The organism is Acidobacteriota bacterium (genome assembly GCA_028875725.1).
Taxonomy (GTDB): domain Bacteria; phylum Acidobacteriota; class Thermoanaerobaculia; order Multivoradales; family Multivoraceae; genus Multivorans.
Genome location: JAPPCR010000006.1, coordinates 1,622,790 through 1,649,235, shown reverse-complemented (window position 1 = coordinate 1,649,235; position 26,446 = coordinate 1,622,790). Strand labels below are relative to the sequence as shown.

Below are 26,446 nucleotides of genomic sequence, written 5' to 3'. Positions count from 1 at the left end.
AGGAGACCGCGATGGAAAGGCAGGCAGCTGGCGTGCGCGGCGGGCCGCAGGAGCAGGAGGCGGCACTGCAGGAGGCGGCGGCGCATGTCCCCGTTCACCCGCTCATCCGCTTCGCCGTCGAGCGCCGTGTCACCATGTTCATGGCCACTCTGGGCGTGCTGGTGCTCGGCTGGTTGTCGCTCACGCGCCTGCCGCTTGAGTTCCTGCCTCTCTTCCAGTCGTCCAACATCTCGGTCCGGGTGCCGTACCAGTCGTCCTCTCCGGAAGAGATCGCGCGGTCGATCATCTGGCCGCTGGAGGACAGCCTGGGCACGATCAACGGCGTCCGGCTGCTCCGCTCGCGGGCCAGCGGCAGCTCGGCGTCGGTGGACATCGAGTTCCAGGACGGGACCGACATGGAGCTGGCGGCCGTCGACGTGCGCGACCGGATCGACCGGGTGCGCAACGAACTGCCGAGCGATGTGGAGCAGATCTACGTCCGCCGTTTCGAGAGCACGGACATTCCGGTCCTCCGGAGCAGTCTCAGTGCGCCCTGGACCCAGGACGAGCTGAACGACTTCGTCGAGGACGTGCTCCTGCCCCGGATCGAGCGACTGGAGGGCGTGGCGCAGGCGGAAGTCTGGGGCATGCTGAGCCGGGAGTTACGGATCGAGCTGCTGCCCGACCGCATGGCCGCCCACGGCGTGGATGTTCGCGAGCTACGGCAGGTTCTGCAGAGCAACCATGTGAACGTCTCGGGCGGCTACCTGCGAGAAGGCAGCCGCCGCCTGCTGGTACGCACCGTCGGCGAGTTTCGGACGGCGGACGAAATCCGCGACCTGCCGATCCGCGGTGACGGCCTGCGCGTGGGCGATGTCGCCGACGTGAAGTTCGGCTACCCCGACAAGTACGAGTACAGCTTCCTGAACGGGTCGGAGGCGATCAGCCTGAGTGTGAACAAGGCTTCCGACGCGAATCTGCTGGAGGTCGTCGGCCGGGTCAAGGCCGAGCTCCAGGCCATCCAGCAGACGCCCGAGGGCGAAGGTCTCGAGTTCCGCCACTTCCACGACACCTCGGTCGACGTGCGCCAGGGCCTGACCGAGCTGGGCCGCAGCGGGCTGATCGGCGGAGGCCTGGCGATCGTCTTCATGTTCCTGTTCCTGCGCAAGTTCCGGACGACGCTGCTGGTGGCCCTGGCGGTACCGCTGTCGCTGGTCATGACGTTCGTGATGATGTATCTCGGCCGCCAGGCGGGCGTCACCGAGATCACCCTGAACGTGATGAGTCTGATGGGGTTGATGCTCGCGATCGGGATGCTGCTCGACAACTCGATCGTCGTCATCGAATCGATCTTCCGGCACCGCCAGGACCTCGGCGCGAGTGCGAAGTACGCCGCCCTGGGCGGCGCCAGCGACGTGGCGATGCCGATCATCTGCTCGACAATGACCACGATGTGCGTGTTCGTGCCGCTCATCTTCTTCGGCAGCGGCGGCGGCGGACCGGGCAGCTTCTCGCGCTTCATGGGGGATATCGGGACCACGGTCTGCGTGGTCATGCTCGGCTCCCTGGTCATCTCCCTGACCGTCGTGCCGATGATCGCGGCGATCCTGCTCAAGTCGGAGAGCAAGCGCCGGTTCAAGCTGCTCGACCGGATCAGCGACCTCTACGGGGCAACGCTGGCCTTCACCCTCCGCCACCGCTTCATCTTCACGATGGTCATCGGCGCGTTGCTCTACGGTTCTTGGCAGCTCTACAACAGCATCGAACGGAGCTTCAACCAGCCGTCTCAGGGCCGAGCGTTGACCATCTTCGTCGAAACGCCGCGGCAGATGGGAATGGATGATCGTCTGGCTCTCTATGACGAGGTCTACGGGTTGCTCGACTCGAAGCGCGACGAGTGGGAGATTGCCGACATCGCCCACCAGGTCCGGCGGGGCGGCGGCCGCACCCGGGGGTACGGCGGCGGTAACCGCTTCGAGGTCTATCTCAAGCCGGAGGAGGTTTCGGAGATGTCCACGGACGAGGTCACGGAGCTCATCCGGGAGGCGATGCCGCAGAAGGTCGGCGTGCTCTTCAAGCTCGCCCGAACCGAGTTCGGGCCTCCGGGTTCCGGGAGATCCGGGATGGACGTGGAACTGATCGGCGACGACATGGGCACCCTCGAACTCCTGGTGCCGCGGATCACCGACCGGCTGCGTCAGCTCCCCATCGTCGGCGACATCGACAACTCGTTCGAGAGCGGCGACGACGAGATCCGGGTTTCCGTGAACCGTGAGCGCGCCCTCCAGGGCGGCCTGTCGAGCCAGGCCGTGGCGATGACGGTGAACGGCGCGCTGTCGAGCCGCTCGCTGGCGTACTTCAAGACCGCGGAGCGCGAGATCGGCATGGTCATGCAGTACCGGGAGGAGGACCGGGAGACGCTGGATCAGTTGAAGAAGATGCCGGTGCTCGTGTCGGACCCGAACGAGGAGTCGGGAGCGGTGACCTTGCCGATCTCGAGTCTCGCTTCGTTCCAGGTTCAGAGCGGGCCGTCCGAGGTCGAGCGGGAGAATCGCCGTTCCAAGGTGGAGATCGACATCACGGCCGCGGGCGGCACGCCAGGCTTCATGCTTCGGCGGCCGGTCCAGATGGCCCTCGGGGATGTTCCGCTTCCTCCTGGCTACGAGTTGTCTCTCGGCAGGAGGTTCATGGAGGCCGAGGAGGACGCATCGCGCGCCGTCCTGGCGATGATCCTGGCCGTCGTGCTGATCTACATGATCATGGCGGCCCTGTTCGAGGACTTTCTCCAGCCGTTCACGATCATGCTGTCGATTCCCTTCGCTTTCATCGGCGTCGGCCTGATCATGTACCTGGCCGGCCAGCCGCGGTCCGACTCCTCGAACATGGGACTCCTCATCCTGGCCGGGATCGTGGTGAACAACGCGATCGTCCTGATCGATCACATCAACCGGTTGCGGCGCGAAGGCATCGCCCGCGACAAGGCGATCGTTCTCGGCGGCAAGAATCGCCTGCGGCCCATCCTGATGACGGCCGTCACGACGATTCTCGGCCTGTCACCCATGGTGGCGCCCTTCTTCCTGCCCCAGGTGTTCGGACAGCCCGAGGGTCGGGCCGCCTTCTGGGCGCCGGTGGGCCTCGTCATCCTGGGCGGGCTCACGACGTCCACCTTCCTGACCCTGCTTGTGATTCCGACGGTCTATTCCCTGGTCGACGACGTGAAGCTCTTCGTCCAGCGGGTTGTGCGGGCGGTCACGACCGTTCCGCGGAGAAAGATGGCATGAAACTCAAGAGACTTTTGGGCAAGGCGCGGCCGGCCGGCGCCCTTCTGCTGATAGCGGCCGTGGCCGCCGCGGGCATCGGCTGCGGGCAGTCCAACGCCGAAGCGGGCGGCGACAACCCCCGCGCCGGCCGGGGCGGACCCGGAGGTGGTCCCGGGGGCCGGGGGGGCGGACCGCCGGGCGGCTTTCCGGGGGGATTCCCGCCGGGCTTCGGAGGCTCGGCACCCACCGCCGTGATTCCGGTCAGGGTGACGAGCGCCATTCGACGCGACATCGCGGACTACCTGGAGACGAACGGTTCGCTCGAGGCCGAGAACGAGGTCGACATCGTGGCTCGGACGGCGGGTCCCATCGTCGAACTGAACGTGGAGGAAGGGGATTTCGTGCGGGAGGGCCAGGTGCTGGCACGCATCGACGCCGCGGAAATCGAGGCGCAGTTAGGCATCGCCCGGGTCAACCTGGCCGAGGCGGAACTGTCCTGGAACCGGGCCCAGTCGTCCTACCGCGAGGAAGTCATCAGCCAGGAGGCCTACGACCTCGCCAGATCGACCTTCGAGAGCGCCGCCGCCCAGATCGTCGGTACCGAGATTCTGCTGGACTACACCGTGATCCGGGCGCCGTTCGACGGCCTGATCATCGAACGCGTGATCAAGAACGCGGAGCATGTCCCGACCAACGCGAGGCTGTTCCGGATTTCCGACTTCGACCCGCTGCTCTGTCCGATCCAGCTTCCGGAGAAGGACCTGCCGCGACTCAAGCTGGACCAGTCCGCCCACCTGACGGTCGAGGCCTGGCCCGGGGTGCGCTTTCCGGCCCGGGTGCTGAGGATCAGTCCGGTCGTCGACGCGGCGACCGGTACGGTCAAGGTCACGCTGGAAGTGCAGGCCCAGGGCCGCCTGCGGCCCGGGATGTTCGCCAGCGTGTTTGTCGAGACGGACGTTCACGAGAACGCGATTGTCGTGCCGAAGCAGGCCCTGGTCCTGGAAAGCACTTCCGACACGGTGTACGTGGCGGTCGACGACGGGCAGGGCGGTACCGTCGCCCAGCGCCGCGAACTCGAGCTCGGCTATGAGGAGAGCGACAGCCTGGAAGTGCTCTCCGGCCTCCGCGAGGGCGAGGACGTCGTGATCGTCGGACAGGACGGCCTCTCGGACCAGACGCCGATTTCGGTCGACGAGCGGGAGGGGCCGGCCGCGGCGCCTGCGATGTTCACTTCCGTGCCGGCGGCCGATACCGCAGGTGCGGCCGGCGGGTCACCTGCCGCGGCTGGCGGTGCCGACGCCGCAGGGCAGGCCGTACCGGGGCGGCCCGGGCCAGGCGGCCCCGGAGGCATCCGCGGTGGACCTCCCGGCGGTTTCGATCCCAGCCAGATGACGCCCGAACGGATGGAGATGATGCGGGCCCGCATGAAGGAGTGGGGCATGAGCGACGAGCAGATCGACCAGATGATGGAGCGAATCCGGAGCGGCCAGGGACCGCCGGGAAGGCCGCCTGGCGCTCCGGCGGGCAGGCGGCAGGGCGGAGCGCGCGGCCGACCGCAAGGTTGACCGGCACCCGGGGCATCTGACCAGGTAGCGCGACATGCGAGTTGTTTCCTTCGCCACCCGGCGACCGGTCACGGTGTTCATCTTCGCCCTGGCGGCGGTGGTCTTCGGCGGCGTCGCCTTCCGCGATCTGGCGGTCGACCTGCTGCCGGACATCACCTACCCGTCGCTGACCGTCCAGACGGGGTACGAGGGCGCGGCGCCGGTCGAGATGGAGACCCTGATCACGCGGCCGGTCGAGGACGCGGTCGGGGTGGTCAACGGGGTCAACCGGGTCATATCGAGTTCCCGGGCGGACATCAGCGAGGTCACCCTGGAGTTCTCCTGGGGCACGAACATGGACTTCGCGTCGCTCGACGTGCGGGAGCGTCTCGATCAGGTGCGGTTGCCGATCGCGGCCGACCGGCCGGTTCTGTTGCGCTACGACCCGTCGCTCGACCCGATCCTGCGGATGGGGCTCGCCGGCGGCGGCAGCGACCTGATCGCGCTGCGCCTGCTGGCGGAGGAGGATCTGAAGCGGAAGCTGGAGCGCCTGGAAGGCGTGGCGGCCGTCGTCGTCAGCGGCGGTCTGGAGGAGGAGATCCAGGTCGAGATCGATGAACGGAGGCTGACCTCCCTGGGCCTGACGATGAATCAGGTGATGAACCGCCTGGCGCAGGAGAACGTGAATCTCACGGGCGGGCGGCTGCGCGACGGCCAGACCGACTACCTGGTGCGAACGATCAACGAACTGCTGCGTCCGGAGGAGATGCGGGAGATCGTGATCGACCGCTCCCAGGGCGCGATCGTTCGCCTGGAAGACATCGCCCGGGTCTACCAGGGCGCGAGGGAGCGCGAGGTGATCACGCGGATCGACGGCCGGGAGGCCGTGGAGATCGCGGTCTACAAGGAGGGGGGCACGAACACGGTCACCGTCGCCTCCGCCGTTCTCGATCGGGTGGACGGTCTCGTGGAGGAGATCAGACAGATCGATCCCCAGCTCGAGCTGACCGTTCTCACCGACCAGTCGCGCTACATCCGCGACTCCGTGTCGGCCGTGATCGAAACCGCACTGATCGGCGGCTCGCTGGCGATCGTTGTCCTGTTCCTCTTCCTGCGGAGCGCGCCGAAGACGCTGATCATCGGGATTTCGATCCCGGTCTCGGTCGTGGCGACCTTCTTCCTGATGTACGTCGCCGGCGTGTCGCTCAACATCATGTCGCTGGGCGGGATCACGCTCGGCATCGGTCTCCTGCTGGACAACTCGATCGTCGTCCTGGAGGCGATCCAGCGGAGGCGGGACCAGGGCCTGGGGGTCGTCGAGGCGGCCCGGGCCGGGGCCTCCGAAGTCGGCCGGGCGGTGATCGCGAGCACGATCACGACCGTCTGCGTGTTCGTGCCGATCGTGTTCGTCGAGGGCGTCGCCGGCCAGATGTTCGGCGACCAGGCGCTGACCGTGACGTTCTCCCTGCTCGTGTCGCTCGGGGTCGCGCTGACGGTGATCCCGATGCTGGCTTCCCGGAGGTTCTTGGCGGCCGATGCCGAGGTCGAGTCGGTCAAACACGTGGGCCGCTCCAACCCGGTGACCAGGGTCCTTTCGGCCTTCTTCAGCGCGATCGGTGTCGGCATCGCGCTGGCCGTCAAGCATGTGGTCCGCGCCGTTGCCACGGTCATGTCCCTGCTGCTGCGGCCCGTTCTCGTCGGCTTCGACGCAGTGCTTCGCGGCATCACGGCGGTTTACGCCCGCATCCTTCGCGGGGCCCTTCGCCACCCCGCACTGGTCGTCCTGGCGGCAGTCGTGCTGCTCGCGGGGAGCGTCCAGCTCATCGGCTCGCTGGGAACCGAACTCGTGCCGGAGCTGATCCAGGGCGAGTTCTACGTCGACGCCGAACTGGCGCCCGGGAGCCGGCTGGAGGTCACTGACCGGCGGCTGAAGAACATTGACAAATGGGTGCGCGACTTCCGCGAGGAGCTCGGCGTGCAGTCGGTCTACACGGTGGTCGGCACCTCGAACGAGCAGGGAGGCGCGGCCGGCGAGAGACGGGAGAACATCGGCCAGGTCAACGTGCGGATGGAACCGCCGATCGATGCCGAGCGCGAGGAGCTGGTGATGGGCCGGATCCGGAACCTGATCGACGCGGAGAACGCGTCCTTTGGCGGTGGGATGCCGCCGATCGCGGGTGCGGCGTCGGTTCGGGCCGGGGCCGCGGCCGACGGCGGAGCGTTGCTCGGCGACGACTCCCTGAAGTACCGGTTCGGCCGTCCGACCTACTTCAGCTTCAGGAGCCCGGTCGAGGTGCAGATCCGCGGCCACAACCTGGCGCTGCTGGAAGTGCTTGCCGACCAGGTGGCGGCCCGGATGCGCGAAGTCGAGGGTCTTGTGGATGTCAAGTCTTCGACGGAGGGCGGCAATCCGGAACTGCAGATCATCTTCGACCGGGAACGGCTGTCGACGTTGAACTACACCGTTGCCGAACTCGGCGCCGTCATCCGGTCCAAGGTGCAGGGCGACATCGCGACGGACATCGTGCGCGAGGATCGGAACATCGAGGTCCGGATGCGGGCCGACGAGGGCTACCGCGACTCGGTCCGTGATCTTCGCAACCTGAACATCCGCCAGAACGGCGCCACGCCACTGCCTCTCTCGGCGGTGGCGGAAGTGATCGAGACTGAAGGGCCGGCCGAGATTCGCCGCAGCGACGGCGGCCGGGTGGCGCTGATCGAGGGGAACATCGTCGGCCGCGATCTGGGCAGCGTCTCCGACGACATTCAGGCCATCCTGGACTCGACGCGGTTCCCCGTCGGCTTCGACTACTCGGTCGGCGGGCAGCGCCAGGAGATGGAGCGCTCGTTCGACAGCATGCGACTGGCGATCCTGCTGGCCGTGTTCATGGTCTATCTGGTCATGGCGTCCCAGTTCGAGTCGCTGCTACATCCCTTCGTCATCCTCTTCGCGGTGCCGTTCTCGATCATCGGCGCGGTCGGCATCCTCTATCTCACGCGGACGCCGGTCAGCATCGTCGTCCTGATCGGCGGCATCCTGCTGGCCGGCATCGTCGTGAACAACGCGATCATCCTCATCGACTACACGAACCGCTTGCGGCGCGCCGGCAAGGCGAAGGTGGAGGCCTTGCGCGAGGCATGCCTGGTCCGCCTGCGGCCGATCCTGATGACGACGTCAACTACCGTGCTGGGTCTGCTGCCGATGGCGCTGGGCCTGGGCGAGGGGGCGGAGCTCAGAACGCCGATGGCCCTGACCGTGGTCGGCGGGCTACTGACCTCAACGCTGCTGACGCTGATCGTGATCCCGGCGCTCTATCTCCTGCTCGACTTCCACAAGCGCGACGCCATCGACCCTGAGGCCGCCGCCGAGGCTGCTGCTACGTAGGCCGTCCGCAGCGGCGCCCCCGGGGGAGGGTCCCAGAGGCACGCTCGCCCGCACGCGGAGGATGGGGAGCAGGGGCTCGCTGTTGTCGGCTGCACTCCACGTCGACGTGGGTTGGTGGAGGCGCGAGGAAGTCGTTTGCCTCCGACGCCCTGGGACCCTCCCCCGGGGGCGCCGCTGCGGACTGGACTCCGTCGATAGACGGAGCGTGCTAGGGGAACGCCTGTTCGAGTTCCGGAGCAGTCCAGGGTTCCACGCGTTCACTCGTCTGGGCCCGGACGTTGGTGACGAGTTCGGGCGAAACTGGGTCAGCAGTGTTGCCCCAGCTTCGGCGGATGTAGGTGAGGAGTGCGGCGATGGCAGTGTCGGGGAGGCGGGGGTCGGCGGCGAAGCCGGGCATCAGGTCGTCCCAGAACTCGCCGTGGACTTCGATCGGTCCCTCGATTCCCTGGAGAACGAGGGCGGTCAGGCGTTCGGGGGAGTCCACGACCCACGGGGAGCCGACCAGGCTTGGGCCGAGACCCTCCAGGCCCCGCCCGTCGTTGCCGTGGCACGAGTTGCAGGCGCGGTAATGGCGTCGTCCGTGGTTGAACCGGGACGCTTCCTCGGCGGTCATGGCGGGAGCCGCGGCCGGGACCACCGGTGGCTCGGGATCGCCGGCGCCGCCGCGGTTCGCGGCGAGGGCGATCTGGCGGTGGAAGGGGTCGTCCGGGCGCGCGGCGACCCGTTCGGCCAGGGTGGCCCGGGCCCAGGGCGCTTCGGGAGCCACGGCGCCAAGGGTCAGCAGGGCCTGGGTCCGGACCTGAAGCGACGAGGAGTCGAGCAACTCGCCGATGGCGGCCTGACCGGCGGCACTTCCCGCCAGCGTCTCCTCGCCAGCGCGCAAACCGTGGACGACGAGCCACGGGTTGCCGTCCCGGAGGGCTGCCAGAGTCGTTGCCTCATCGAGTTCGCCTCGGCCGTTAAGGGTCCACAGGGCGTGGATGCGGGCCAGCGGATCGGCGCCTGAACGGGCAAGTTCGCGCAGTGCATCCCGGCCGGGGTCGTCGAGTTCGTTCTCGACCAGCAGACGCTGGGCGGTGTCCCGGTGCCAGCCGTTCGGGTGGGACAGGGCGGCGATGCGGTCGGATGCGGTATCGAGCGGGTGCGGGTCGCGGCGGACCGGGAACGGGTCATCGGCGTCACCTTCCCAGACGATCCGGTAGATGCGGCCCATGCCGATCGGGCGGTCGAGCCCGTGCTCGAGGATGTACTCGCGCAGGTAGGTCGTCACGTACCGCACGTGCTGGAGGATGCCGCGATACATGTCGATCACGTACAGGGCGCCGTCCGGTCCGGTCTTCGCGTCGACGGGACGGAAGCGTTCGTCGGTCGAAGCCAGGAACTCGCGTTCGACCCAGTCCGGATCCTCGTAGCGACGGTGCTCGGCGATCAGGGTCGGGATGCCGTTCTCCATTGGACCGGGCGCGAGATCGAAGTGGGCGACTACGTTGCCTGCCGGCTCCGGCACGAAGACGTCCCCGCGGAAGGTGGCGGGGAACTGATCGCCGCGGTAGACGGTCAGTCCGCTGACCGAGGTCGTGACCGCGAGCCGGCCGTCGCCGCGCAGCATGCTGCCGACGTAGCCGCGGTTGATGCCCGGGTTCACCCGGATCGAATAGACCGTTTCGTCGTGGACGAGCCGCTCGCTGGCGCCGATGCCGCCGCCCCGGGGCTGATGGTCCGGGTCCGCCAGGGCGTAGTCGGCGGGAATGAGATCGGCGTACAGGTAGCGCGAGTTCGTGTTGTAGTAGAGGCGGCCGACGTCGTCCTGGGCCATGCCCCACTGGCCCCGAAAGAGCGTCGGATCCATCTCGATGAAGGCGCCCTCGGTCCCCCTCCGTAGCCGGAAGCGCCGGTCGGACTTGGCGTTGTAGATCCAGTTGTCCAGGGCCCAGAGGAGTCCGTTCTCCGTGTGTTCCAGAAGATCGGGGTCCGGGTCGCCGTAGTCGAGGAGCCGCTCCCGGCTCGCGCAGCGGGGCAGGCCGCCGGCTTTCGCTTCACTCCGGCACAGCCACAGGTTCGGCGGTTCGCCGATCAGGACGCCGCCCGAGACGGCCGCGATTGCGCGCGGGCTGACCAGGCGGTCCAGGTAAACCGCGCTCCGGTCCATCGCGCCGTCCGCGTCCGTGTCCTCGAGCACGACGACCCGGCCGACCGGCTCCTGCTCGCCGACGCCGTCCACGTTCGGCATGAAGCCGCGCATCTCGACGACGTAGAGGAGCCCTCGTTCGTCCCAGGACATCGCCACCGGGTCTTCGACCAGGGGTTCCGCGGCGACCAGCTCGACGCGGAAGCCGGGAGCCACGCGCAGTGTTTCCATCGCCTCCTCGGGGACGAGGGGAGGCGCTTCGGGCACCTTGAACTGGCGCCACACCTGTTCCATAACGTGGCCCTCGCGGTCGCCGCGCTGGGCCAGGCCCGGTGATGCCGCGGCGACAAGCGCGATCAGAAGCGCAGAGGGGAATCGCCGGTCCATGGCGGTGGAGTAGCCTAGCCGACATGCCGGAACAGTTGTCCGCTGCCGAGCGGGACGACCTGCGGGTCGGTCTCCGGATGGCCCACCCGCCCGACCCGGCGGTTCTGGCGGCCGAGCGACGGCAACTGGCCGAACTGGAGCAGGCGCCGCGGACGGCACGCTGGCGAGGTTTCGCCGGACTGATCGGCCCCGGATACATGCAGAGCGCGATGACGCTCGGCAGCGGGACGGCGGCTTCCGCCCTGTTCGCCGGGGCCGTGTTCGGCTACCAGCTCCTTTGGGTCGCGCCGCTCGCCATGCTGCTGGGACTGGTCATGCTCTCCGCGGTCGCCCACCAGACCCTGTCGACGGGAATGCGGCCGTTCGATGCGATGCGCCGCTTCGCTGGGGCGCCCCTCGCCTGGAGTTGGGCCCTGGGCGCGCTGATCGCGTCGATCGTCTGGCACTTCCCTCAGTACTCGCTGGCCTCCGCGGTGCTGGTGGACCTCGGCGAAGCGGCGGGGATCGAGGGATTGCCTGCGGCGGCGCTCGGCTTCGTCGTCCTCGTCTGGGCCGTGCTGATCTCCTCACTCTACGGCCGGCGGCCCGAACTGATTCGCGTCTACGAGCGGCTACTGCGCTACATGGTGTGGGGAATCGTCGTCTGCTTCGCCTGGGTGGTGATCCGCACGGGAGTCTCGGACTGGGGCGGCCTCGTCCGCGGTTTCGTCGGTTTCGCGGTTCCCGGCGAGCGGAACGGCGTGCTCGGCGTGACGGTGATTCTAAGCGGCCTGTCGGCCGCGGTCGGGATCAACATGGTGTTCCTGTACCCGTACTCACTGCTCGCCCGCGGCTGGTCGAGGGAGCACAGGTCGCTGGCCAGGTTCGACCTGTGGACCGGGACCTTCGTGCCCTACGTCCTGGCCGCAAGCCTGATGGTGATCGCCGCTGCGAACACGATTCACCTCGATCCCGCCTACGACGGCGTGCGGCTGAGTCCCGTCGAGGCGGCGCAGTCCCTGGCGGCCGTCGCGGGACCCGCGGTGGGACGCGTGGTGTTCGACCTGGGCGTGCTCGGCATGGCGCTGTCGACGATCACCCTGCACATGCTGGCGACCGGGTTCGTGGCCTGCGAGCTGTTCGGTTGGGAGTTTGGCAGCACGAAGCACCGGCTGGCCATGCTGCTTCCCGCGCCCGGCGTGCTCGGTCCCGTGTTCTGGGGCGACATCGCGGTCTGGCTGGCCGTGCCGACGAACATCGTCTGCGGCCTGTTCCTGCCGGCCGCCTACATCGGCTTCGTCATCCTGCAGCGAAAGCGCGGCTATCTGGGAAAGGACCGGCCGGAAGGGACCCGCGGCTGGCTGTGGTGGGCCCTGATGGTCGGCGTGACGCTGTTCCTGACCGGTTTCATGGCCTGGTACGTCTGGACCCAGGGGCCGGGCTACTTCGGACGCCTGACCGGCTGACGACCGGATCGTTCAATGCTTGAACTCCGGTCGGTCGGCATGCGGTTCGGCGCGGTCGAGGCGCTGCAGGGCGTCGACCTGGAACTCGCCCCGGGTGAAGTCGTCGGACTGATGGGCGACAACGGCGCCGGCAAGTCCACCTTGCTCAAGATCGTCGCGGGGAACTTCGCGTCGACGTCGGGCGAGCTCCGCTGGGACGGGCAGCCGGTCGAACTCACGCCCCTCTCGGCGCGGGAGAACGGCATCGAGGCCGTTTACCAGGACCTCGCCCTTTGCGACAACCTCTCCGCGACGGCCAACGTGTTCCTGGGCCGCGAGTTGCACCGCAGGCTGTTCGGGATCCTGCCGGTGCTGGACCACGCGGCCATGCGAAAGAGGTCCGCCGAACTGTTCGACGAGCTCGGTTCCGACACCCGCCCGGACGATCTCGTGCGGAGGATGTCGGGCGGGCAGCGCCAGGCCACGGCGCTGGCGCGGGCTCGGCTGAGTGCGCCACGCCTCATGCTGCTGGACGAGCCGACCGCGGCCATCAGCGTGCGTCAGATCGCCGAAGTACTGGAGCTCATTCGCAGCCTGCGCGACCGGGGCGTTTCGGTGCTCCTGATCTCCCACCGGATGTCGGACGTCTTCGCGGTCGCGGACCGCGTCGTCGTCCTGAGAAGAGGGCGAAAGGTGGCGGACAAGGCGGTCGCAGAGTCGTCGCCGGAGGAGGTGACCGCGCTGATCACCGGCGCGCTCGAAGCCGCGTGAGGAGCCTCCTCCGAGCGCCGCAGTCGCTGTGGGTGACTCTGACCGTCGCGGCTCTGGCCGGCGTGATGAGCCTGGTCTCCGAGCCGTTCGCGAGCGCCGACAACATCTTCAACATCAGCCGGAACTTCGCGTTCATCGGGCTGATCGCCCTCGGACAGACGGCGGTCATCGCGACCGGCGGCATCGACCTTTCGGTCGGCTCCGTCATGGGGCTCGTAGGAATCGTCACCGGTCTCGTTCTGGGGTCGGGGCAACCGCTGATCGTGGCGGCGGCGGCGGGACTCGGCTGCGCCCTGCTGTGCGGGATCGTCAACGGTTCGCTGGTGGCGTACTTCCGCCTGTCGCCCTTCGTCGTCACGCTCGGCATGTTGAGCATCGCGCGGTCGCTGGCGCTCGTCATCTCGAACAACCGGATGATCCATGACTTCGGTCCCGACGAGGACCTGCTGCTCGCGCTGGGCGGCGGCCGCTTCCTGGGAGTGGCGAACCCCGTCTGGCTGCTTGTCTTGGCGGCACTTTGCGCGGCAGCGTGGTTCCGCTACAGCCGGCTGGCGCGGCATGTGCTCGCGGTCGGCGGCAACGAGGATTCGACCCGGCTGGCGGGCGTGCCCGTGGCCCGGGTAAAGCTCACCGTCTACGTGCTCAGTTCCCTGCTTGCCGGGGTTTCGGCGATCCTGATGATCGGCTGGCTGGGAGCGGTCACGAATGCGCTGGGCCAGAACTACGAACTGCGCGTTATCGCTTCGGCCGTGATCGGCGGCGCCAATCTGATGGGCGGGGAAGGCGGCGCGTTCGGCGCGGTGGCCGGCGCGGCGCTGATCGAACTGATCCGCAACAGCCTGCTGTTGCTCGGTGTGGACCCGTACTGGCAGGGGGCCTTCATCGGGGGTTCGATCATCGTCGCTATGCTGGTCGAGCGAATGAGACGGGCCAGGCGATGAATCGTGGCGTGGCGGTGGCTCTGGCCTTTGCCTTGGCGGTGGGAGGCTGTGCCCGCGAAGAGTCCGGCTACACGTTCGCCCTGGTGCCGAAGGCGATGAACAACCCGTTCTTCGACCTCGCCCGCGACGGCTGCATGCAGGCGGCCGCGGACCTCGAGGACGTCGACTGCCTGTACATCGGTCCCAGCGAGCACACGGAGGCGGACCAGGTTCAGGTGGTCGAAGATCTGATCACCCGCCGGGTCGACGGGATCGCAGTATCGCCCTCGAACGCGACGGCGATGGCGCGCGCGCTGGCGCGCGCTCGCGAAACCGGGATCCCGGTGATCACCTGGGACTCCGATCTCCTGGTCGACGACGCCGGGCTGCGCACGACATACATCGGTACGGAGAACCGCGCCATGGGCGTCGAGCAAGCGAAGCTGCTCCAGGAGTTCAAGCCTGAAGGCGGCCGCATCTGCATTCAGTCGGGCGGTGCTGCGGCAATGAACCACAACGAGCGGATGCAGGGGCTCCGGGACACGCTGGCAGGTACTGCCTCGGCCGCACCGCCGGGTGAACGGCTGGACGGTCGAAACGGTTGGACGGAGGTAGCGGCCTGCCCGCTCTACACGAACGACGACTTTCCGCTGGCCGTACAGCAGATGGCCGACGTGCTGGCCTCCGAGCCATACCTCGACGTGTTCTCGATCACCGGCGGCTTCCCGCAGTTCGTGGACCAGGCCTACCGGCAGGCCGTCGAACCGTACCGGGACCGGATCGATTCCGGGGACCTCGTGATCATGGGTGCGGACGTGCTGCCGATGCAACTGGACCTGCTGGCCGAGGGCCTGAGCCACGGACAGGTGGGGCAGCGCCCGTATGCCATGGGCTACCGGTCGATGGAAGTGCTGCTCGAGCTGGTGAACGGTGCGCCGGTCGATGATCCGATCTACACCGGCCTGGACGTCCTGACCAGCGCCGAAGACGTCGAGGCGTTCAGGGAGCGTTGACGGCGGCGGGCAGTTCGACGTCCCTCACCAGGTAGCTGCCGCGGCCCGACGCTTCGTCACGGACGCCGACCGCGACCGCGAACTTTCCCGGCGGGAGATCTACGTTCACCACGACGGTGTTCGCCCGTCCGGCCTGAAGCTGCGCCTCGTTCAGGGCAAGGGTCTTCTGTCGCATCGGCGTGCGGCGGCCGTCTTCGGCCTCGGCGACGAGGAAGATGCGCACCGCTCCCGATGTGCCGGAGGGTCCGGGAAGGAAGGTGACCGCCGAAACGGGGACTTCGACCTCGACGGGCAACGTGCTCCGGTCCGCGTCGGCGGCCAGCGAGGGCTCTCCGAACGTCACCTCCGCGGCAAGGGGGTTGGTCTGCTCGTCGAGCTTCAGGGCGGCAAAGAGCCGGTCCGCCAGCCGCTGGTCGTCCGACTTGAGAACGTAGGAGCGCCGGTAGCGCACCTGCCAGCCCTGTCTCGGTCTGGTCAGGCGGACCTCGATCTGGCGGATCGGATGGCGCCGGTTTGGCGGGGCCCGGTAGCCAAGGGAGTAGTAGGAGCCGAAGTCCGACGCGATGTCCTCGAGGGCATTCGCCGGATTCGCCTGGTTGAAGACCGCCTGGCCGCCCGTTTCGTCCGCCAGCAGGCTCAGTGTCCCCTGCAGGTTGTCGACCCGCAGGCGGTCGTTCTCGGTGCTGGGCACGAGAACCGTCGACAGTCTCGAGTCACTCGTGCCGCTGAATCCCTCGACGCTGCCAACCGGGCCGGCGAGGGTCGAATCGACCGACGACGAGGCTCGGACGCCGCCGGCGTCCACCGGGTAGATGGTGACCCGGTTTGCGTTGCTGAAGGCGCTGAAGCGATTGAAGCGGGTCGTGTCGTCCCACTCGCGCTCCAGGGCATCGGTCTCGGACCGCCGATCGGCGCAGATCTGGCCCAGGTAGTGGAACAGGTCCGCTCCTGGACGCTGGGGCAATCCATCGCTGACGTAGACGAGAGCCTTGGGGCCCGGCAGGCCGCCGAGCGCGGTGGTCAGTTCGGCGAGTGCGGAGACCGAGGTTGCGGCCCGTGTTTGCATTTCGGCGGCGTACTGGTTTGCTGCGCCAAGAAGCGCGCCCCAGGTGTCGACGCACGGAACACAGCCGGGGTTGAAGTCGCTGGCGGGGGGCTGAATACAGGTCTCGTAGGCGGTCCGGATCTCACTCAGGGTTCGGCGGCGGAGCAGATCGTCGTCGTGGAGGCCGGAACGCGGCTCCTCGCGCAGTTGCTCCAGGGCGCCAAGCAACTCCTGCGGGTCGTCGCTGAAGGGAACCCGAACGTTCAGTTCCGGGTCTCCCGTGGCGAGCAGAAAACGGATGCGGCCTCCCTGATCGCGTCGGGCGCTCAGGAAGGAGGCAAGGTCGTCCTCGATCCGAAGCAGGTTGCCGTGGCTTGTCCGGTAGCGGTCGACGTAGAGCGCCACCATCAGGGGCGCCTCGGTGTCCGTGGGCGGCTCGAGCTCGCCCCCGTCTGTCCACTCCAGGTCGTCACGTGCGGCGGCATTCAGGAAGTTCGTGATCTCGACCCGTTGGGCGTCCTCGTAGACCTCGAAGTCGGCCGCCGTGAGGTCGGCGATCGGCCGACCCCGGCGATTCGTGACATGCACGTCGATGTTCACGATCCTCACGTCCACCTGTTCGGCGATCGTTGCGGCTGGAGAATCCGGTGCTTCCACCTGCTGCGCGGTCGCAGGAATGGGAGCGATAGCCGGTAGCGCGAGCAGGGTCGTGGCGAGTCGTCGACGCAGCCGGGGGAGTGCCATGGATTCACTATACTGAGGCGATGGTCCCGGCGGGCGCGAAAGGCCCCACGACAGTGTTCTCTTCGACCGTGGCGCGGCTGCTGGTCGCGGCCGTGGTCGCCGTCTTCGCGGTGACGCAACTCGGAGCCCAGGTCTCTCGCCCGGAGCCTACCTACGAGGGAGATGACCGGATCGAGGAGTGGTCCGGCCGTCGCATCCTGGTCGTGACGCCGCACCCTGACGACGAGACCTTCACCTCCGGCGGCACACTGGCCATCCTGGCCGCTAGCGGCAACGACATCCAGGTCGTGGTCTACACGACGGACAATGCCGGTTCCCGGGATCCTTCGATGACGAAGGACCGCCTGAAGGCGATCCGCCGGGCCGAGGAGGAGGAGGCATGCCGGATTCTCGGCATCCCGAAGGAGAACATCGTCTGGCTCGGCCACGACGACGGCATGCTGGAGTACGTCGACCGTCGCGAGCTGACGCGGCAGGTGGCCCGTGAGATCCGGCGGTTCCAGCCCGATGCCCTGTTCTCCGTCGATCCGGGCTCGCCCTTCGAGCAGTACCACAAGTCGGATCACCGTTCGGGCGCGATCATCACGGTCGACGCGATCCGCGCGGCGCGCTGGCGGCTGTACTTCCCGGAGCTGGAGGCGGAGGGTTTCGAGGCCTGGAACGTGCCGCTCGTGTTCTTCTACTACAGCGCGAATCCGAACTACACCGTCGACATCACGGAAGTGGCGGAGACGAAGGCCCGGGCCTCGGCGGCGCACATCAGCCAGTTCGGGTCGATGGTGGATCGCTACGATCCGGCAGCCGTCGAGGAGCAGCGCAAGGAGTGGGCGGCGCGGCTGCTGGCGCGCGCTGAGCGCGAGAACGGCAGAGTAGTGGAGCGCTTCCGGCGGTCCACGGCATACTGAATGGCTGAGGCGCCGCCGTCGCTGGCGCTCAGCGTTCTCGATCAATGCCCGGTGCGGGCCGGGAGCACCCCGGCGGCCGCGATCCGCGAGGCGGTGGAACTCGCCCGAGCGACGGATCGCCTCGGGTATCGCCGGTACTGGCTGGCGGAGCACCACAACTCGCAGTCGCTGGCCTGCGCGGCGCCCGAGGCCCTGATCGGCCAGGTGGCCGCGGCGACCAGCCGCATGCGGGTGGGCTCGGGCGGCGTCATGCTGAGCCACTACAGCGCGCTCAAGGTGGCCGAGGTGTTCCGCATGCTGGAGATCCTGTATCCAGGCCGGATCGACCTGGGTATCGGCAGGGCGCCCGGATCCGATCGGTTCACTGCGCACCTGCTCGCGCACGGGCCGGGACGGCTCGGGGTGCAGCACTACCCGGAGCAGGTCGCCGACCTCCTCGGCTATCTGGGCCGGGGTCACGAGGACGCTCGGCTGAACGGCGTCCGGGCGATGCCCCAGGGCGAGACCCAGCCGGAGGTCTGGCTGCTTGGCTCAAGCCTCGGCTCCGCGCGGTTCGCGGCCCACTTCGGTTGCCCCTACAGCTTTGCCCATTTCATCCAGCCCCGCGATGCCGAGGCCGCGCTCGAGCTCTACCGGAGCGAGTATCGACCGTCGGAGCGGCACCCCGAGCCGCGGGCAAGCGTCGGCGTCAGCGCGATGGTCGCGGACACGGAGGAGGAAGCGCGGCGCCAGTCGCTGAGCCGGTCTCTCTGGTGGATCCGGCTGACGCAAGGCCGACCGGGGCCGTTCCCGAGCCTGGAGGAAGCGGAGGCGTACGAGTTCACGGAGGCCGACCGGGTCATGATCGAGAGGATGCGGGCCCGCAGCCTGGTCGGGGAGCCGGACGCGGTGGCCGCGCGGGCGCGCGAGCTCGCCGGCCGGCTCGGAGTCGACGAACTCGTCGTGCTGACGATCTGTCCCAGCTTCAAGGCGCGGCTGCGGTCCTACGAACTGCTCGCCGACGCCGTGGCGCTGGCCGGTTGACAGCCCGGCCCTGAAGCCTGAGGATCCCATCTGCCGAACGCGGAGCGAGGGAGTCGCCGCGCGCGTACTCTCCGCCGGAACCCTGGCCCATGCCGACGATTGACCGCGGACCCGCTCTTCGGGTCCCTGGAGAGCCGAGACGATGACGATTACAGACAGGCTGACCGTTACGGACGGAGCGGCGGCAGCGCCCAGGAGCGGAGCGGAGCGGGAGATCTTCCCGGCCTCCAGCGGCATGGACTACTCCGTCGCCGACCTTTCGCTGGCCGATGCCGGCCGCAGGCAGATCGAACTCGCCGAGCACGAGATGCCGGGGCTCATGGAGCTGCGCGGCCGGTACCGTGCGGAGCGGCCGCTCGCCGGCGCGCGGATCACCGGCAGCCTGCACATGACGGTGCAGACGGCGGTGCTGATCGAGACCCTGATCGACCTCGGAGCCGAGGTGCGCTGGGCGTCCTGCAACATCTTCTCGACCCAGGACGAGGCGGCCGCGGCGGTGGTCGTGGGTCCGCCGGAGCGGGGCGGCAGCGCCGCGGACCCGAAGGGCGTGCCAGTGTTCGCCTGGAAGGGCGAGACGCTGCCGGAGTACTGGTGGTGCACGCTGCGCGCGCTGGACTGGCCGAACGCGAGCGGGCCGACCCTGATCGTCGACGACGGCGGCGATGCCACGCTGCTCATTCACCGCGGCGTGGAGTACGAGCGCGGCGGCGACGTGCCTGACTTCGACCCGGAGACCGAGCCCGAGGAGTGGGGCGTCATTCTCGATCTGATCCGGCGCGTCCGCTCCTGGGACGGGAACTACTTCACGCGGATGGCCGGCGGGCTGCGGGGAATCAGCGAGGAAACGACGACCGGAGTTCTCCGCCTGTACGAGCTGGAAGAAGCGGGGACGCTGCTATGCCCGACGTTCAACGTCAATGACTCGGTCACGAAGTCCAAGTTCGACAACGTCTACGGTTGCCGGCACTCCCTGATCGACGGCCTGAACCGCGCCACCGACGTGATGCTCGGCGGCAAGGCGGCGGTCGTCTGCGGCTACGGGGAGGTCGGCAAGGGCTGCGCGCAGTCGCTGCGCGGCCAGGGCTGCCGGGTGATCGTCACGGAGATCGACCCCATCTGCGCGCTCCAGGCCGCGATGGAGGGCTACCAGGTCGCGCGCCTGGAAGACGTCGTGGAGACCGCCGACATCTTCGTCACCTGCACCGGAAACCGGAACGTCATCACCGCCGGACACATGGCGCGGATGAAGGACAAGGCGGTGGTGGGCAACATCGGCCACTTCGACAACGAGATCGACATGGCCGGCCTGAAGCGGCTGCCGGGCATCACGAACCGCAACATCAAGGACCAGGTCGACGAGTGGATCTTCCCGGACGGCCGGAGCCTCCTGGTTCTCGCCGAAGGCCGGCTGCTGAATCTCGGCTGCGCGACCGGCCACCCGAGTTTCGTCATGTCGACTTCCTTCGCCAACCAGGTGCTGGCCCAGATCGACCTGCACCGCACGGCCCAGTCAAGAGGGGATCAGCCCCGGGAGAACAGGGTGTATCTCCTGCCGAGACACCTCGACGAGGAGGTTGCCCGCCTCCATCTGGACCATCTCGGCGTCCGGTTGACCGAGCTCAGCGAGGAGCAGGCCTCGTACATCGGCGTGCAGGTGAACGGTCCGTACAAGCGGGACGACTACCGGTACTGATCGCTGCCCGTAGCGAATCCGGAACGAGGACCCTCGGAGATGCGTAAGTCCCTGTTTTTCAGTAAGATACGGGTCTCGATGCAGAGCAACCGAAGGAGTGGCGCCCGGCTTCCCGGGCTGATCCTGGTTTGCGGTGCGGCGCTGGTTCTGGTCGCGTCGGTAGCCGCGGCCGAGGAGCGCTACCACGCGGCGGTCGATCCGGCGCTGTTCCCGTTGCCGGAGAACCTCGAGGCTGCGGTCGAGTTCTGGAAGGACGTGTTCGCTACCTACAGCAGCGATCAGGTCATCCTGCACGACGAGCGGCACCTGGACGTCGTCTACAGCGTCGTCGACATGGGCGATCTGCGGGCGATGGGTTCGTCCGAACTCGAGATCGACCGGACACGGATCAGGCGCGTTCGCGCCGAGATGAACCGGATCGCCAAGGCGCTGCGCGATCTCGCGGCGGGACGGCCGGCGTCGGGTCTGCCGGCGGATCTCCGCGCCATACCCGGTCGCATGGAGCACATCGACGGGGGCAGGGCGAAGTACAGGAGAGCAGCCGGCCTGATCCGCTCGCAGCGCGGGCTGCGCAACCGTTTCGAAGAGGCGATCGAGATCTCCGGGATGTTCATGCCGGGGATTCGGCGAATCCTCACGGAGTACGGCCTGCCGGTCGAGATCCGCTGCCTGCCTTTCGTCGAGTCGATGTTCAACTACCGCGCCCGTTCCAAGGTCGGTGCGTCGGGCGCCTGGCAGTTCACCGCCTCGACCGGCCGGGCCTTTCTGCAGATGGACGAGGCCGTCGATGCCCGCTCGGATGTTCTGCTCGCGGCTGAAGGCGCGGCTCGCAAGCTCCGCCAGGACCACGAGTCGCTGGAGGCGTGGCCGCTGGCGCTGACAGCGTACAACCACGGCGCCGGCGGCATGGCGAGGGCCGTGCGGCGGTTGGACACGCGGGACATCGGCGTGATCGCCGAGAAGTACCGGTCCAGGACGTTCGGCTTCGCCTCCCGGAACTTCTATCCCGAGTTCCTGGCGGCCGTGATCGTCTTCGCGGAGCGTGAGCGGTACTTCCCCGGCGTCGAGCCGTTCCCCGAAATCCGGTTCGACGTCGTCGATCGGGAGCGCTACGTCGCCCTGACCGACCTGGCGTCCGCCACCGGCGTGGACATGGACGATCTGGCGGAGCTGAACCCGGCGCTCGACCGTTCGGTGCTTGCCGGCTCCCTGCTGGTGCCGCCCCGGTATCCGTTGCGAGTGCCGGCGGGAACGGGGGAGCAGTTCGAACTGGCCTACGCCGAGTTGCCGTCCGAGCGCAAGCCCGATCGGCAGGCGGCGTTTGGCTACCGGGTGCGGCGGGGCGACACCCTGGGGGGGATCGCCCGGCGATTCGGATCCTCCGTTTCCGCGATCCAGCGCGCCAACCGCCTGCCGCGGGCGGACCGGATCTACGTCGGTCAGCGCCTCCGGATCCCGACACCCGGTTCCGGTCGCGCGGCCCCGCCGCCGATCCGGCGAGCCGCGGTCGATCCGCCCGCGGAGAGGGCTTCGAGGACGGAGCAACCTGCTCAGACTGAGATCGTCCACGTCGTGGTGCGCGGCGAGTCGGTCAATCGCATCGCCCGCAAGTACGGCGTGACGGTCGCCACGGTGGTAGCGGCGAACGACCTGCGCAGGCCCGACCTGATCCATGCCGGGCAACGCCTGCGGATCCCGGCGGGCGGCAAGGAAGTCGTCTACCGGGTCCGGCGCGGCGACACGTTGAGCCAGTTGGCGCGGACCTTCGGAACGTCCACGGCGGAGATCCAGCGGGCGAACGGTTTGCGGGGCAGCCGGATCATCGTCGGCCAGACGTTGCGCATCCCGGCGGGATGATGGACCCCAGTGCCGGTGCGCGCTGCGGTCCGGTCCTCGGGGCGCTGCTCGGAGTCGCCCTGACCGGCTGTGGGGGAGGCGGTCCGGATCCGGCGGACCTGGTGGTCCTGAACGGCCGCCTGGTGACCCTGGCGGTTCCGGCAGAGGTAGAGGCGCTTGCCGCTTCCGGCGGTCGGATCGTCTTCGTCGGCTCGAGCGGCGAGGCGCGGTCGTGGATCGGGCCGGACACGGAGGTCGTTGATCTGGAGGGGCGGCTGGGCGTTCCCGGGTTCATCGAGGGACACGGCCATTTCTGGGGCGTTGGGGAGGCCCGGCTCCAGTTGGCGCTCGATGGGGCGCGAACCTGGGACGAGATCGTCGCGCAGGTCGCGGAAGCAGTAACGGAGGCAGAGCCGGGAGCCTGGATCCTGGGCAGGGGCTGGCACCAGTCGAAGTGGTCCGATCCGCCGGTTCCGGCGGTTCAGGGACTGCCGACGCACCACCGCCTGAGCGCAGTGTCTCCGGAGAACCCCGTGCTTCTCGGTCATGCCAGCGGCCACATGGCGTTCGCGAACGCGAGGGCGATGGAGTTGGCCGGCATCGATGCCGCGACGGCCGATCCGGAGGGCGGGGAGATCGTACGGGACGCGGACGGTCGGCCGACCGGCGCGCTCAGGGAGACCGCCGAGACCCTCGTCGCCGGGCTGCGTTCGGAGAGCCTCGAGCCTAGCTACGCGCGGCAGGTCGTGCGGCTGGCTGGCGAAGAGTGCCTGGCCAAGGGCATCACGAGCTTCCAGGACGCGGGCTCCAGTTTCGGACTGATCGACGCCTATCGGCAGCTGGCGGACGACGGCGCCTTGCCGCTGCGGCTCTGGGTGATGGTGAGCGAGAACAACGAGGCGTTGGCCGAGAGATTGGGCCGCTATCGGATGATCGACCGCGGCGACGGCTTCCTCACCGTCCGGGGGATCAAGCGGTTGATCGATGGGGCGTTGGGATCGCACGGCGCCTGGCTGCTCGATCCTTACGAGGACATGCCGCAGTCCGCAGGGCTGAACACGACGAGTCTCGGCGTGATGGAGGAAACCGCCCGGCTGGCGCGGGAACATGACTTCCAGCTCTGTGTCCATGCGATCGGTGATCGGGCCAATCGGGAGACCCTGGATCTGTTCGAGCGGGCTCTGGCCGGCGACCGGACGAAGCGTTGGCGCGTTGAGCACGCTCAGCACCTCCATCCCGACGATGTGCCCCGGTTTGCCGAACTTGGCGTGATCGCCTCGATGCAGGCTGTGCACTGCACGTCTGACGGGCCCTGGGTGCCGGATCGTCTCGGCGAGCAGCGGAGCGCGGAGGGCGCCTACGTCTGGCGGGACCTGATCGACTCCGGCGCCGTCGTTACGAACGGCACGGACGCGCCGGTCGAGGATGTCGATCCGATCGCGTCGTTCCATGCCGCGGTCACTCGCCGGATGGCGAATGGCGAGGTCTTCTACGGGGAACAGCGGATGACCCGCGAAGAGGCCCTGCGCTCCTACACGATCGACGCCGCTTATGCGGCTTTCGAGGAGGGCACGAAGGGAAGCCTGGAAGTCGGCAAGTACGCCGATCTGACCGTCCTGTCGCGGGACATCATGACCATCCCGGAGGAGGAGATCCCGGGGACCCGGGTCGTCTACACCATCGTCGGCGGCCGGCTCGCGTACCGCCTGCCGTTGTCCCCGTCGCCCACCGGATGAGCCGTCGCCGGTCCGCCGCGGCGAAGCGCCCGGGGGGCGTGAAGGTGCTTGGCGGCTACTGGCGCGGGCGCCGGCTGGCGGCGCCAGAGGGCGCCCGCCCGACCCAGGCGCGCGTGCGCGAGGCCCTGTTCTCCCATTGGGGCGATCGCGTCAACGGCAGTCGCGTGCTGGAGCTCTATGCCGGCTCTGGAGCCGTCTCGTTCGAAGCCCTGTCTCGCGGCGCCGGCTTCGCCCTGGCGGTCGATCGGAGTTCCCTCGCCCAGGCCTGCATGAGGGAGAGCCGGGAAGCGCTCGGCGCGGACGATCTACGTCTGGCGGCAGCGGTTCTGCCGGGGGACCTGGAGAAGGTGGTGGACGGGGAAGTCGCGTTCGACCTCGTGTTCGTCGATCCGCCCTACGAAGCGGCCGGCGTTTGCGAGTTGCTCGGCGTCGTCTCCGCGGTGGTCGTGGACGGGGGCGAGATCGTCCTGGAACATTCCAGCCGGCACCCGCCGCCGGCGGCAGCCGGGAGGTTCAGGCTGCGGCGGCACAAGCGCTACGGGGACAGCGCGCTGGCCATCTACACCTGAGCGGGCCGTGGTGCGAAAGGGGGGACTCGAACCCCCACGGTATTGCTACCACAAGATCCTGAATCTTGCGCGTCTACCAATTCCGCCACTTTCGCAGGCTGCGGCCTGAGCCGGAGCGGGATTCTATCCGCATATCGGCTCATCAGCAGCAGGCTGCTAGTCTCATCTCATGAGCATCTCAACCCAGGTGTGTCCGTTCGCCCGTCTTCCCAGGGCGTCCGCCCCAACGGTCGTGATTTCGGCGATTCTGCTCGCCGGCGGAGCTGCTGGTTGCGCTGAGACGGGGCCGGACGGCGCCTCCGAGGAGGATCGAATCGCGATCGAGATCGTCCTGGCCGACTACCTGCCCAAGCTCGGTAACGCCTACGCCGAGGGAGACTTTGACGCACTTGCCTCGGGTGCCGTGCCCAAGGAGATCGCCACCGTCAGGAAACGCGTCCACGATCTCGAGATGGAGGCAAGCCGCACCCTGCGCCCGATGCTCAAGAGTTTCGAGATCGAGCGGATCAACGTCTGGCGGTACTCCAACGCGGCGGTGACGACGATCGAGGTTTGGGACATCGACTCGCTCGCGAGCGGCACGGAACGGCTGCTGTCGTCCGCCACGGATCGCTACCGCGTTCGCTACCAGTTCAAGCGCCGCGACGAGGGCTGGATGGTGATCGATCGGCGCATCGAACATCAGTTCGAGTCGTAGCAGCGCGATCGTCCTTCCCCATGCCCGCCGCGATCGCCATCGTCGGTCGCCCGAATGTTGGCAAATCGACACTCTTCAACCGGCTGATCGGTCGCCGGCAGGCGATCGTCCACGGCACGCCGGGGGTCACGCGAGACCGCCTCGTCGGGCGTTTCGAGCTGGAGGGGCACGGCGCCGTCGAGTTGATCGACACGGGCGGCCTGGTCCCGGGCGACGACCCTCTGGGCCTGAACGCGCAGGTCGAGTTCGCGGTCGAAGAGAGCGACGTCCTGCTACTGGTCGTTGACGGCAGGGACGGGCTGGCGGCCGCGGACGAACAGGTGATGGAGCGCCTCCGGACCAGCGGCCGGCCGATCGTCGTGGTCGTCAACAAGGCCGATACGCGGGCCGCCACGGAGGGCTACCACGAGTTCTACGCCCTGGGGGGCGACGCGCTGGTGCTCCTGTCGGCGGAGCATGGCGCCGGTTTCGAGTCCCTGCACAGGGAGATGGCCGGACATCTTCCGGCAGCCTCCGGTGTGGTCGTGCCGCCGGCGCCGCCTGTCGCGGTCGTGGGCCGGCCGAACGTAGGCAAGTCCTCGCTGGTCAATCGCCTGCTGGGCAGGGAACGGACGCTCGTCTCTCCCACTGCCGGCACTACCAGGGACCCGATCGATAGTCTGCTGGAGCGCGACAGCGGTCCGGACTACTTGCTCGTCGACACGGCAGGCATCCGGCGGCGTTCCCAGGTCCAGGACGCCCCCGAGGACCTGGCGGTGATGCTTGCCCGTCGCCAGATAGAGCGGGCGGAACTCGTGGTCCTGGTCGTGGACGCGAGCGAGGGCATAGGTTCCGGCGATCTTGCGATCGGCGACGTGGCCTGGCAGGCGGGCCGCTCAGCCGTGGTGGCCTGCAACAAGTGGGATCTCGTGGACGAAGAGAAGCGGGAGCGGCTGGAGTCGGGCTGGGACCGGCTTTCCGAACTGTTCGCCAAACCGGCTCGAGTCAACGTCTCCGCCCTGACCGGTCGGGGAGTGGGAAACGTCATGCCCGCGCTCGACCGGGTCGGTGAACGGCATCGCCTGGAGGTGCCCACGTCCGAACTCAACCGCGAAGTTCGCCGGATCGTGGCTCGTCATCAACCGCCGGCGGAGCGCGGGAGGCCCTGGCGGCTCTTCTACGCGACCCAGGTGGCCGGCGCGCCTCCCACCTTTCTCCTGTTCGCGAACCGACGTCTCAAGCGCGGCCACAACTACCGCAGGTATCTCGAGAACGGCATCAGGCAGACGTTCGGGCTCGACGGAGTTCCGCTTCGGATCGTGGTGCGGGAGCGGAGGGGCGACGCCGACGCAAGCCGCGGATCTTCGCGTTTCGTATAATCCTTCGTTCGTACGGTCGCACTCCAGCC

17 protein-coding genes and 1 tRNA gene are annotated in these 26,446 nt (G+C 68.3%); 15 read left to right on the top strand and 3 right to left on the bottom strand.

The genetic code is table 11. The features are described from left to right. Positions 1-11: 11 nt before the first annotated feature. The 3 genes from OXI49_08815 to OXI49_08805 are packed head-to-tail and all read left to right on the top strand — an operon-like array spanning position 12 to position 8,168. On the top strand, positions 12-3,260 hold the full coding sequence (locus tag OXI49_08815) for an efflux RND transporter permease subunit (protein MDE2690599.1): 3,249 nt from the start codon (positions 12-14) through the stop codon (positions 3,258-3,260). Beyond that, the gene (locus OXI49_08810) at positions 3,257-4,804 is read left to right on the top strand and encodes an efflux RND transporter periplasmic adaptor subunit (protein MDE2690598.1); all 1,548 of its coding nucleotides are present in this window, start codon (positions 3,257-3,259) and stop codon (positions 4,802-4,804) included. Before OXI49_08815 ends, OXI49_08810 begins: the two co-directional genes overlap by 4 nt. Before the next feature lie 34 nt (positions 4,805-4,838). Then, positions 4,839-8,168, top strand: a complete 3,330-nt coding sequence (locus OXI49_08805; protein ID MDE2690597.1) for an efflux RND transporter permease subunit — start codon at positions 4,839-4,841, stop codon at positions 8,166-8,168. Positions 8,169-8,376: 208 nt separating this feature from the next. On the opposite strand, the gene OXI49_08800 is transcribed toward OXI49_08805, so the two are convergent. Then, positions 8,377-10,683 carry a c-type cytochrome gene (locus tag OXI49_08800; GenBank protein ID MDE2690596.1) on the bottom strand — a complete coding sequence of 769 codons (2,307 nt, stop codon included), beginning with the start codon at positions 10,681-10,683 and terminating at the stop codon, positions 8,377-8,379. Positions 10,684-10,706: 23 nt separating this feature from the next. Between OXI49_08800 and OXI49_08795 the strand changes: the two genes are divergently transcribed. The 4 genes from OXI49_08795 to OXI49_08780 are packed head-to-tail and all read left to right on the top strand — an operon-like array spanning position 10,707 to position 14,811. Beyond that, positions 10,707-12,128, top strand: a complete 1,422-nt coding sequence (locus OXI49_08795) for a divalent metal cation transporter (protein ID MDE2690595.1) — start codon at positions 10,707-10,709, stop codon at positions 12,126-12,128. Between the two features lie 15 nt (positions 12,129-12,143). After that, complete coding sequence (locus OXI49_08790; GenBank protein MDE2690594.1) at positions 12,144-12,878, top strand: ATP-binding cassette domain-containing protein; 735 nt, start codon at positions 12,144-12,146, stop codon at positions 12,876-12,878. Between the two features lie 32 nt (positions 12,879-12,910). After that, on the top strand, positions 12,911-13,819 hold the full coding sequence (locus OXI49_08785; protein MDE2690593.1) for an ABC transporter permease: 909 nt from the start codon (positions 12,911-12,913) through the stop codon (positions 13,817-13,819). After that, positions 13,816-14,811 carry a sugar-binding protein gene (locus OXI49_08780; GenBank protein ID MDE2690592.1) on the top strand — a complete coding sequence of 332 codons (996 nt, stop codon included), beginning with the start codon at positions 13,816-13,818 and terminating at the stop codon, positions 14,809-14,811. The genes OXI49_08785 and OXI49_08780 overlap by 4 nt, the downstream gene beginning before the upstream one ends. Here the strand turns inward: OXI49_08780 and OXI49_08775 are convergent. Beyond that, positions 14,798-16,600: a VWA domain-containing protein gene (locus tag OXI49_08775; protein MDE2690591.1), complete on the bottom strand. Its 1,803-nt coding sequence runs from the start codon at positions 16,598-16,600 to the stop codon at positions 14,798-14,800. The genes OXI49_08780 and OXI49_08775 overlap by 14 nt on opposite strands. Before the next feature lie 53 nt (positions 16,601-16,653). Between OXI49_08775 and OXI49_08770 the strand changes: the two genes are divergently transcribed. The 6 genes from OXI49_08770 to rsmD all read left to right on the top strand — a co-directional run bounded on the left by OXI49_08770 (position 16,654) and on the right by rsmD (position 24,362). After that, positions 16,654-17,505, top strand: a complete 852-nt coding sequence (locus tag OXI49_08770; GenBank protein ID MDE2690590.1) for a PIG-L family deacetylase — start codon at positions 16,654-16,656, stop codon at positions 17,503-17,505. Next, the gene (locus tag OXI49_08765; protein MDE2690589.1) at positions 17,506-18,528 is read left to right on the top strand and encodes an LLM class flavin-dependent oxidoreductase; all 1,023 of its coding nucleotides are present in this window, start codon (positions 17,506-17,508) and stop codon (positions 18,526-18,528) included. It begins immediately after the preceding gene. Between the two features lie 235 nt (positions 18,529-18,763). Beyond that, entirely contained in the window at positions 18,764-20,221 is a 1,458-nt protein-coding gene (gene ahcY / locus OXI49_08760) for an adenosylhomocysteinase (protein MDE2690588.1), read from the top strand. A 78-nt stretch (positions 20,222-20,299) separates the two neighbouring features. Next, a complete protein-coding gene (locus OXI49_08755) occupies positions 20,300-22,078 on the top strand; it encodes a LysM peptidoglycan-binding domain-containing protein (protein MDE2690587.1) in 1,779 nt (592 codons plus the stop codon). Beyond that, the gene (locus OXI49_08750) at positions 22,078-23,793 is read left to right on the top strand and encodes an amidohydrolase (protein ID MDE2690586.1); all 1,716 of its coding nucleotides are present in this window, start codon (positions 22,078-22,080) and stop codon (positions 23,791-23,793) included. The genes OXI49_08755 and OXI49_08750 overlap by 1 nt, the downstream gene beginning before the upstream one ends. Continuing rightward, on the top strand, positions 23,790-24,362 hold the full coding sequence (gene rsmD / locus OXI49_08745) for a 16S rRNA (guanine(966)-N(2))-methyltransferase RsmD (GenBank protein MDE2690585.1): 573 nt from the start codon (positions 23,790-23,792) through the stop codon (positions 24,360-24,362). The genes OXI49_08750 and rsmD overlap by 4 nt, the downstream gene beginning before the upstream one ends. 8 nt (positions 24,363-24,370) lie before the next feature. On the opposite strand, the gene OXI49_08740 is transcribed toward rsmD, so the two are convergent. Further along, a tRNA-Leu gene (locus OXI49_08740) sits at positions 24,371-24,457 on the bottom strand. 74 nt (positions 24,458-24,531) lie between these two features. On the opposite strand from OXI49_08740, the gene OXI49_08735 reads away from it, so the two are divergent. Together OXI49_08735 and der are read left to right on the top strand one after the other, a co-directional pair. Next, on the top strand, positions 24,532-25,059 hold the full coding sequence (locus OXI49_08735; GenBank protein ID MDE2690584.1) for a hypothetical protein: 528 nt from the start codon (positions 24,532-24,534) through the stop codon (positions 25,057-25,059). 20 nt (positions 25,060-25,079) lie between these two features. Next, complete coding sequence (gene der, locus OXI49_08730) at positions 25,080-26,417, top strand: ribosome biogenesis GTPase Der (protein ID MDE2690583.1); 1,338 nt, start codon at positions 25,080-25,082, stop codon at positions 26,415-26,417. Positions 26,418-26,446 lie beyond the last annotated feature (29 nt).

Coding starts and splice junctions, on each gene's coding strand:
- OXI49_08815 (MDE2690599.1), top strand. CDS start 12: ATGGAAAGGCAGGCAGCTGGCGTGCGCGGCGGGCCGCAGGAGCAGGAG.
- OXI49_08810 (MDE2690598.1), top strand. CDS start 3,257: ATGAAACTCAAGAGACTTTTGGGCAAGGCGCGGCCGGCCGGCGCCCTT.
- OXI49_08805 (MDE2690597.1), top strand. CDS start 4,839: ATGCGAGTTGTTTCCTTCGCCACCCGGCGACCGGTCACGGTGTTCATC.
- OXI49_08800 (MDE2690596.1), bottom strand. CDS start 10,683: ATGGACCGGCGATTCCCCTCTGCGCTTCTGATCGCGCTTGTCGCCGCG.
- OXI49_08795 (MDE2690595.1), top strand. CDS start 10,707: ATGCCGGAACAGTTGTCCGCTGCCGAGCGGGACGACCTGCGGGTCGGT.
- OXI49_08790 (MDE2690594.1), top strand. CDS start 12,144: ATGCTTGAACTCCGGTCGGTCGGCATGCGGTTCGGCGCGGTCGAGGCG.
- OXI49_08780 (MDE2690592.1), top strand. CDS start 13,816: ATGAATCGTGGCGTGGCGGTGGCTCTGGCCTTTGCCTTGGCGGTGGGA.
- OXI49_08775 (MDE2690591.1), bottom strand. CDS start 16,600: ATGGCACTCCCCCGGCTGCGTCGACGACTCGCCACGACCCTGCTCGCG.
- OXI49_08765 (MDE2690589.1), top strand. CDS start 17,506: ATGGCTGAGGCGCCGCCGTCGCTGGCGCTCAGCGTTCTCGATCAATGC.
- ahcY (MDE2690588.1), top strand. CDS start 18,764: ATGGACTACTCCGTCGCCGACCTTTCGCTGGCCGATGCCGGCCGCAGG.
- OXI49_08755 (MDE2690587.1), top strand. CDS start 20,300: ATGCAGAGCAACCGAAGGAGTGGCGCCCGGCTTCCCGGGCTGATCCTG.
- OXI49_08750 (MDE2690586.1), top strand. CDS start 22,078: ATGGACCCCAGTGCCGGTGCGCGCTGCGGTCCGGTCCTCGGGGCGCTG.
- rsmD (MDE2690585.1), top strand. CDS start 23,790: ATGAGCCGTCGCCGGTCCGCCGCGGCGAAGCGCCCGGGGGGCGTGAAG.
- OXI49_08735 (MDE2690584.1), top strand. CDS start 24,532: ATGAGCATCTCAACCCAGGTGTGTCCGTTCGCCCGTCTTCCCAGGGCG.
- der (MDE2690583.1), top strand. CDS start 25,080: ATGCCCGCCGCGATCGCCATCGTCGGTCGCCCGAATGTTGGCAAATCG.